Below are 6,881 nucleotides of genomic sequence, written 5' to 3'. Positions count from 1 at the left end.
AACAGAATATCTAAACGCATACTGCAATGATCAATCAACTTACGATCGCTGATAATATTTTCTAAGTAACCTACCAGGCATAGCTTAAAAAACACGACAGGATCAAGTGATTTTTGACCGCAAACACCGTAGTATTTGCGTGTTTCTTTATAGAGATAACGCAAGTCCAAAATATCCTTAAGTCTTCTGTAAAAGCTGTTTAAAGGCACTCTATCAGAGAGCTGGAAGGTGGTAAACAGCTTAGGTTGGTGGTGCTTTTTTCCTTGCAAGAGTTTATTTAAAAATACTGAAAATCACCTACATATGCCAGCAAATTTTAGCTATTTTTGAGTTGTGCAACAGACACATGGTATAAAACCCATTTGCTCCGCACCTTGTAGCAAACATTGTGCATAGCTCGCCCGCAATTTATGCTAGCATTCCATGGCTGGCTAATAGCCACCAAGGTCATTTGGGGCTTCTGTTTTGTATCAGTTAAGTATAAACTAACAGAGAGTGTTTGTGAACAGCGCATAAATTGCTACTTTCAGTATTTCATAGCCCAGTATAGCAAACGGTTTTTATACGGTTGTTAGGTGCAATAATAGTTCAATGCATAAACTTCACATTTTATATTTAACTCTTTTATTCGTCTCCTGCTCACACCAAGAAGAACAGAACAGTATCCAGCAATACTTTGACGAGCAAGAAATCAAGCACTTAGAGCTTTTGATGAATTTTGTTAGAAACGAAATCACAGCTGACTGTAAGTCGGAATATGAAGAATGCATTTCTAAATATTTTAACCAGTACGAAGATCTACCTGCAAATGCCTCTGATATTGATCTCGGTATTTCTAAAGAAAAGGAGAAAGAATTACTTACGAAAATAGATAAAAGCCTTTTTGATAAGATTTGGATCTATTGTGAAGGTTCCAAAGCAACTTCTAAAAAGGACAAAAGAGTAAAAATAAAATCACTATGTATAAATTCTAAAGGTAAATTTGCTGAATTATTGCTTTCCACTACCAAATCAAAAGACACTTTACAGATTTACGGAAAACCGTTTGAATACCTTGGTGACTACAGTGCTTCTATGAATTCTCTTTTATTAAAACAAAGCGAAAGATTTGACTTTGAATCTAAAAGAGAATTTCTATTGATAACTATACATTTACTAACTCTTAATTATCCGGAAGAGACATTTTAATAGATACTGTACCTAACATTCTGTAATAAATCATGGCTGTTAGTAGGTTATTGTTCCTTTGGCTCTTCGTAGAAAGCCCGTCAATCCGCAGGATTGCCTTATTGTGTGAAAATAATTTAATAAGCCAATCCTGCGGATTGCCTCGGTAGTTAACGCAAATTTTTATACTTTTAATCAGCCACGAATTTATACAGTGGCGTTACCTTGAATTGCAGTCTCAAACAACATTCATCACTTATTCGTATATTTACAGTATGAGTAGAGAAGAAGTAAAATCAGAAATCAATAAAATGTTGGAGAGCATCCCTGAAGAAGCTTTACAAGAAGTTTTTGACTACTTAAAATCTGTCAAGGACAAATCAAAAGATTCAATTTCATTATCTAAAAATCTCCGGACAATATTAACTGAAGACAAAGAGCTATTAGAAAGATTGGCTAAATGATATCCGAAGAAGAAGTTGTCGAAATTCACGATATTTTAATTGACAAATTTGGCGGATCAAGAGGTATCCGTGATAAAGAATTATTAAATTCAGCAGTAAGCCGTCCCTACCAAACATTTGATGGAAAAGAGCTCTATCCTTCAGCAATTGACAAAGCCGCTGCAATTCTTGAAAGCATAGTGAAAAATCATCCCTTTTCAGATGGTAATAAAAGGACTGGATACGTTCTAGCAAGACTTTTGATAATGAATGATAAGCTCGACATCTATGCAGACCAAGACGAAAAATATGACTTGGTTATTTCAGTTTCAAAAGGTGAGACAGATTTCGCACAGATAAAAGATTGGCTTCAAAAATACTCAAGGTAACATTTGCTTAAAATGCATTAGCTTTCTGCTTCTAGCAAAGTGAGTAGATAATTCTCCACAAAGCCAAACTGATGATTTCATTCTGATTGAGGACATGCAGTAAGAATGGCTTTTTCTTTCAATAATTGTGCATTTGGTTTGGCTTCGCTACTTTAGTATTTCATAAGCGGAGTATAGCAAACGCATTTTAGCTTCGCGTTGGTAAGCATGGGCGAACTAAGAAAAAAGAAATTTCGTACCTTTGAATATGGAATGGAGAAAACACATAATAGCGGATGAAACTGTACTACTTGGAAAGCCTACTGTAAAAGGAACTCGTGTATCTGTTGAACATATCATTGGACTCCTAGCTCAAGGATGGACAGAACAACAAATTCTTGAAAATTATCCTCGAATGAATCAGGAATCACTACAAGCTGTTTTCTCTTACATCCAAGAATGCTTAAAGGACGGACTTTTATACACTAATTCTTAAATTCCCCCAATTTGAAGTATCTAGCTAATGAGAATGTACCATTCTCCAGTATCACCTATCTCAAATCAAAAGCTTACGACATTAAGGCAATTGGAGTTGACGACCCTAGTATTACGGATGAACAGGTTATGCAGATTGCTATTGATGAGAACAGGACTATTATAACTTATGACAGCGATTATGGTGAATTAATATTCAAGCATGGATACAAACCACAAGCAGGTGTCATTTTCATCAGGACTCAGCCAACTGAACCATTAGAGACAGCAAAGATTTTAGAAGAGCTCCTTACTAAAAAAACTATTTCATTTGAACACAATTTGACTGTTATCGATTCCAACACGATTAGACAGAAAAAATATTAACGCTTACCAACAATTGCTAAAAATGCATTTGCTTACTGCTTCTAGCAAGGTGATTAGTTAATTCTCCACAAAGCCAAACTGATGTCTTCATTTCGTTTTAAGGTATTCTCAGCATAGTTCTTCTTTTTTTCTTTTAATAATTGTGGTTATGGTTTGGCTTCGCTACTTTAGTTTTTCATCAGCGAAGTTTAGCAAACGCATTTTAGCTTCGCGTTATGGGGCACAGAGGCCACTACTTATGGAAGAACAATTACAAACACCACTTTCAGAACTCATATTATTAAACCTTTTCTTAGGCTCAGTTAGCTATTTAATAGCTTTTAGCTTTATTTTCTTAGTTTCTCGGGCGAACTCTTTTCGGTGGCTACGCTTCGTGACAATTTCAATTCTTTCGCTTGTATTCGGCTTGGTTGGTTCTTTTTTTATTTGGGGTATCTGGTCAACTTCATTTGATATCATGATTGGCCCTATTCACATTCCAACATTTTTGAGCCTACTAATTGTCACTCCTATTCTACTCGTAATATTTGGTAATCGTCTACGAATAGTTAAACCTAAGACAATTAAATAAGCGTTTATCAATCACCCTTTACTAGAATAAACAGCCGTCAATTTTGATGTTCTATTCAATAGTGACTTTCATTTGAGCATAAAAGACATGCTAGCCGATGGATACGGAATGAAAGCCCCATAACAATGTATAAAACCCATTTGCTCAGCACCTTGTAGGAAATGGAGTAGTAAATGGCCTGTAATTTATGCTTGTTTTTCATAGATGGCAACCAAGGATAGTGCTTTGGCCAAGTAAAGCGCCTAATTATTCTAAGCTTTTGCAATTAATGAAGTGTATCTGTTTGTGGAGAAAGCATAAATTACTACTTTCAGTATTTCATAGCCTATTATAACAAACGGGTTTTATACAGGCGTTGGCATTCATTCACTTCAACTATGCAGCAGGCAAAGGAGATCTATTTAGAACATGAAAAGATTGGTTTTCCTAAAATCAGCGAACAGGATCAAGCAAATATGCTTATATGGCATAGCCCAGAAATCATCAACAAACTAACACCGGGTTTTAATGCTGAATTTATACCTCCTGAAGTAGCAAAAAAATACATCTCAATATCTAAGGAAACACTTAGAGAACATTTTAAAGGAAGTGGATACATTGAAAGACTAAATGAAAATCACAAACTATTCCCAAAACAAGATAGTCAATGGGTTGAAAAAAATGGCGTTTCAGGATATCAATTAAAAGTGCAAGAACGTGGTGGCTTAGTACACATTGAATTTTTCGACTCCTATGAAGAATTGATTGACTATTTTGTTACATCTAAGTTCAAAACATTTAGTCGTTATTGATCTGAAAAAACGAAATGCCAACATTATATAAAACCCATTTGCTCAGCACCTTGTAGGAAATTGAGTGCTAAATAGCCCGTAATTTATGCTTGCTTTTCATAGCTGGCAAGCAAAAATATTGCTTTGCTCAGGTATGGTGCTTAATTATTCAAAGCTTTTGCAATTAATGAAGTGTATCAGTTTGTGGAGAAAGCATTAATTACTACTTTCAGTATTTCATAGCCTAGTATAGCAAACGGGTTTTATACAGGCGTTGTATTTAATTCCTTTCTTAAAATTATTCTGCTAGGCAGTTGGCAGAAAGAGGGCATAAAAGCGGATTGATTAGCCTTGAAAAGGCCTAAGTTTTGCGGGCGAGCCGTGGAAGCAGCGTGCTTCTAAACGGTAGAGACCGTTAAAAAACTTAGAGTGAAGTTAGCCGATTCCAGCCATAAAGTCAAGGAATTCAGAAGCTAATGAAAAAGCAATCGCTTTTATCAGGGGTGGATTTAGGCTTTCTACCGGCATGACAACGGATTACATAGTCCCAGCTATATACCATTAAGTCATGACTCCAACTGACATGGCAGATGATGTAGAAGGATTTAAGAAAGGAACAGCGTATTTTTCAATTACCATTATTTCTACTACTTTAGGAGTAATTAAAAATATACTAAACACAACATCAGCTATCGAATCATTATGAAAGGTCATCAAATAACTAAGATTCCCAATCAAAACGATTGATAGCATGACGTTATCTACCATATCGGACCGCATTGAAAAATTTCATAGACATATACGACCAGAAGCCTAAATCCCAAATAAAGAAACTAGTTTTTTGGTTGGGTATGGCAGTAGTAATATACTTTCTAATTTGTGGAATCAATTTCAACTTGACTGTATTTTTAATTGACTTAGGTGCTGTAATACTATTAATGATAATAACTGACTCTAATTATTTTGATGGTATACGGATTTCCCAAAACAGTATGATTATTTCAAAATATGGATTATTAACAGGATTCTCAGAATACAACCTGAAATTTGAGGACATCAGTAAATTAATCTATAAAAAGGGAAATCGAGGAACACCTACACATATTGTAATAAATACTAAAAGAAAACCTTCTACACTTCGAGTATCAATAAAAGCAGATATTTTCAAGTTTGCCTATATATTAAGAGAACTTAGAAATAGAGGTCTAACTACTCAACTAAGTTCTTCAGATTATGAGATTGAACTTTTTTTAAAGGGGAAAATCCAAGATTTGCCCATGAGAAACGATATGGAAATAAGGTAGATAACATTCTGTCATAAATCATGGCTGTTAGTAGATTATTGCTCCTTCTGCTCTTTGTAGAGAGCCCGTCATTCCGCAGGATTGACTTATTAGTGAAAATTAATTTAATAAGCCAATCCTGCGGATTGTCTCGGTAGTTAACTGAATTTTTTATACTTTTAATCAGCCACGAATTTATACAGTGGCGTTGTAGCTCATTACGTACAGCAAAATTATTCACTTGTCAGCTAACAGAAGAATTGGGCAAATAAAATATTAAGTAACGTTGAATGTCAGCTCTCGCTTAGGCGGTCAAGAGAATTTTAGAATAGAAACTCCTTTTATAAATTGAAAAAGAGAAATCAAATTATCAGGTATTTTATTATCTATTTAATACCACTTTTAGGGATTATTTTAGGGACGCTATTTTTTTCTGTTTTATTTATATATGTTCTTGATGCAGATTATGAAGAGTGGAAAGGTAATAGAGCCGTGGAGTTTTTATTTCATCTCTGTCAAATTTTATTTGCTATAATTTTAACCGTCTTCGTTGCAAAGAAAATTTTGTACTATCAATTTAAAAGAAGTTTAAAGATTTTCTCATTCCATCCTCAAAGTATTTTAAAATATGGAATCGTATTTGTTTCTATTTTATTCTTCACAGATTTAATTTTAAGTATTCTAACTGGAATGCCTCTTAAAATTGAAGGTAGTTTTGAATGGGATTACGGAATTTTAATAGGTGTAATTGTTTTAATTGTAGTTTCAACCTATGAGGAATACTTATTTAGAGCTTTTTTGTTAGATGCTGTAGAAAGGAAAGTTAAGTCAGGAATTCTGTCATCTGGCATTATTGGCTTTTTATTCACTATATATCACACGCATAGATTATTACTTAGCGAGACTTTTTTATACTCATTCCTAGTATTCTTTTTAAGCTCATCACTTATGACTTATGTGATGATAAGGACAAAAAAGATAGAGATAACTATTGGAATGCATATTTTCCGAAATTACTATGCATGGTTCATATTGGGTTCTGGTGCTGACACTTTTTTACATATAGACAAGAGAACATCGGATTATGATTTATTAACTACAATTATAGCCTACTCTTTGTTTTTCTTATTCCTAAAAAGGCAAAAAGTACTAAGCAATAGAAAAACAAGCTACAACATCAGCTATGAATGAATGGGGTTTCATCAGTCAGGAAAGATTGGCGGTACTTGGAAAGTCAGCCACAATTTGTAATTTTATTAATCGCTGTGGCTGTGTGCGGATGGCAAGCTTAGTAGTTTCTAAGCCCCACTCATCATAGCCATAGCGTTGTATTTAATTCCTTTCTTAAAATTATTCTGCTAGGCAGTTGGCAGAAAGAGGGCATAAAAGCGGATTGATTAGCCTTGAAAAGGCCTAAG

The 6,881-nt window shown here is 34.4% G+C and carries 10 protein-coding genes; 8 read left to right on the top strand and 2 right to left on the bottom strand.

Annotated elements, in window-relative coordinates; all coding sequences use genetic code 11:
- On the bottom strand, positions 1 to 269 hold a 269-nt coding region (locus B9Y84_RS20210), incomplete at its 3' end, for a transposase (RefSeq protein ID WP_139828121.1).
- Positions 270 to 591: 322 nt separating this feature from the next.
- On the opposite strand from B9Y84_RS20210, the gene B9Y84_RS20205 reads away from it, so the two are divergent.
- From B9Y84_RS20205 to B9Y84_RS20180, 6 genes are all read left to right on the top strand, one after another.
- Positions 592 to 1,188: a hypothetical protein gene (locus tag B9Y84_RS20205; RefSeq protein WP_085519216.1), complete on the top strand. Its 597-nt coding sequence runs from the start codon at positions 592 to 594 to the stop codon at positions 1,186 to 1,188.
- A 254-nt stretch (positions 1,189 to 1,442) separates the two neighbouring features.
- On the top strand, positions 1,443 to 1,631 hold the full coding sequence (locus B9Y84_RS20200; protein WP_085519215.1) for a hypothetical protein: 189 nt from the start codon (positions 1,443 to 1,445) through the stop codon (positions 1,629 to 1,631).
- Positions 1,628 to 1,999 (top strand): type II toxin-antitoxin system death-on-curing family toxin, encoded by a 372-nt coding sequence (locus B9Y84_RS20195; protein WP_085519214.1) that lies wholly within the window; start codon positions 1,628 to 1,630, stop codon positions 1,997 to 1,999. Before B9Y84_RS20200 ends, B9Y84_RS20195 begins: the two co-directional genes overlap by 4 nt.
- Positions 2,000 to 2,246: 247 nt before the next feature.
- Positions 2,247 to 2,474, top strand: a complete 228-nt coding sequence (locus B9Y84_RS20190; RefSeq protein ID WP_085519213.1) for a DUF433 domain-containing protein — start codon at positions 2,247 to 2,249, stop codon at positions 2,472 to 2,474.
- 11 nt (positions 2,475 to 2,485) lie between these two features.
- Positions 2,486 to 2,839 carry a DUF5615 family PIN-like protein gene (locus B9Y84_RS20185; RefSeq protein WP_085519212.1) on the top strand — a complete coding sequence of 118 codons (354 nt, stop codon included), beginning with the start codon at positions 2,486 to 2,488 and terminating at the stop codon, positions 2,837 to 2,839.
- Positions 2,840 to 3,787: 948 nt separating this feature from the next.
- Positions 3,788 to 4,201 (top strand): hypothetical protein, encoded by a 414-nt coding sequence (locus B9Y84_RS20180; RefSeq protein ID WP_085519211.1) that lies wholly within the window; start codon positions 3,788 to 3,790, stop codon positions 4,199 to 4,201.
- 540 nt (positions 4,202 to 4,741) lie between these two features.
- Here the strand turns inward: B9Y84_RS20180 and B9Y84_RS20175 are convergent.
- The gene (locus B9Y84_RS20175; RefSeq protein WP_139828120.1) at positions 4,742 to 4,948 is read right to left on the bottom strand and encodes a hypothetical protein; all 207 of its coding nucleotides are present in this window, start codon (positions 4,946 to 4,948) and stop codon (positions 4,742 to 4,744) included.
- Between the two features lie 11 nt (positions 4,949 to 4,959).
- Here B9Y84_RS20175 and B9Y84_RS20170 point away from each other — a divergent pair, with 11 nt between their 5' ends.
- Positions 4,960 to 5,484, top strand: coding sequence for a hypothetical protein (locus B9Y84_RS20170; protein WP_085519209.1), 525 nt, complete (start codon positions 4,960 to 4,962; stop codon positions 5,482 to 5,484).
- Positions 5,485 to 5,811: 327 nt separating this feature from the next.
- Positions 5,812 to 6,654 (top strand): CPBP family intramembrane glutamic endopeptidase, encoded by an 843-nt coding sequence (locus B9Y84_RS20165; protein WP_085519208.1) that lies wholly within the window; start codon positions 5,812 to 5,814, stop codon positions 6,652 to 6,654.
- Positions 6,655 to 6,881: the final 227 nt, after the last annotated feature.

Source organism: Marivirga sericea (assembly GCF_900177665.1).
Classification (GTDB): Bacteria; Bacteroidota; Bacteroidia; order Cytophagales; family Cyclobacteriaceae; genus Marivirga; species Marivirga sericea.
Note: the sequence above shows the minus strand (reverse complement) of the source record. Positions and strands in the feature narration are given on the sequence as shown.

Bases quoted from the DNA above. Each gene is read 5' to 3' on its own strand.
- B9Y84_RS20195 (WP_085519214.1), top strand. From the start codon at position 1,628: ATGATATCCGAAGAAGAAGTTGTCGAAATTCACGATATTTTAATTGAC.
- B9Y84_RS20205 (WP_085519216.1), top strand. From the start codon at position 592: ATGCATAAACTTCACATTTTATATTTAACTCTTTTATTCGTCTCCTGC.
- B9Y84_RS20175 (WP_139828120.1), bottom strand. From the start codon at position 4,948: ATGGTAGATAACGTCATGCTATCAATCGTTTTGATTGGGAATCTTAGT.
- B9Y84_RS20190 (WP_085519213.1), top strand. From the start codon at position 2,247: ATGGAATGGAGAAAACACATAATAGCGGATGAAACTGTACTACTTGGA.
- B9Y84_RS20180 (WP_085519211.1), top strand. From the start codon at position 3,788: ATGCAGCAGGCAAAGGAGATCTATTTAGAACATGAAAAGATTGGTTTT.
- B9Y84_RS20200 (WP_085519215.1), top strand. From the start codon at position 1,443: ATGAGTAGAGAAGAAGTAAAATCAGAAATCAATAAAATGTTGGAGAGC.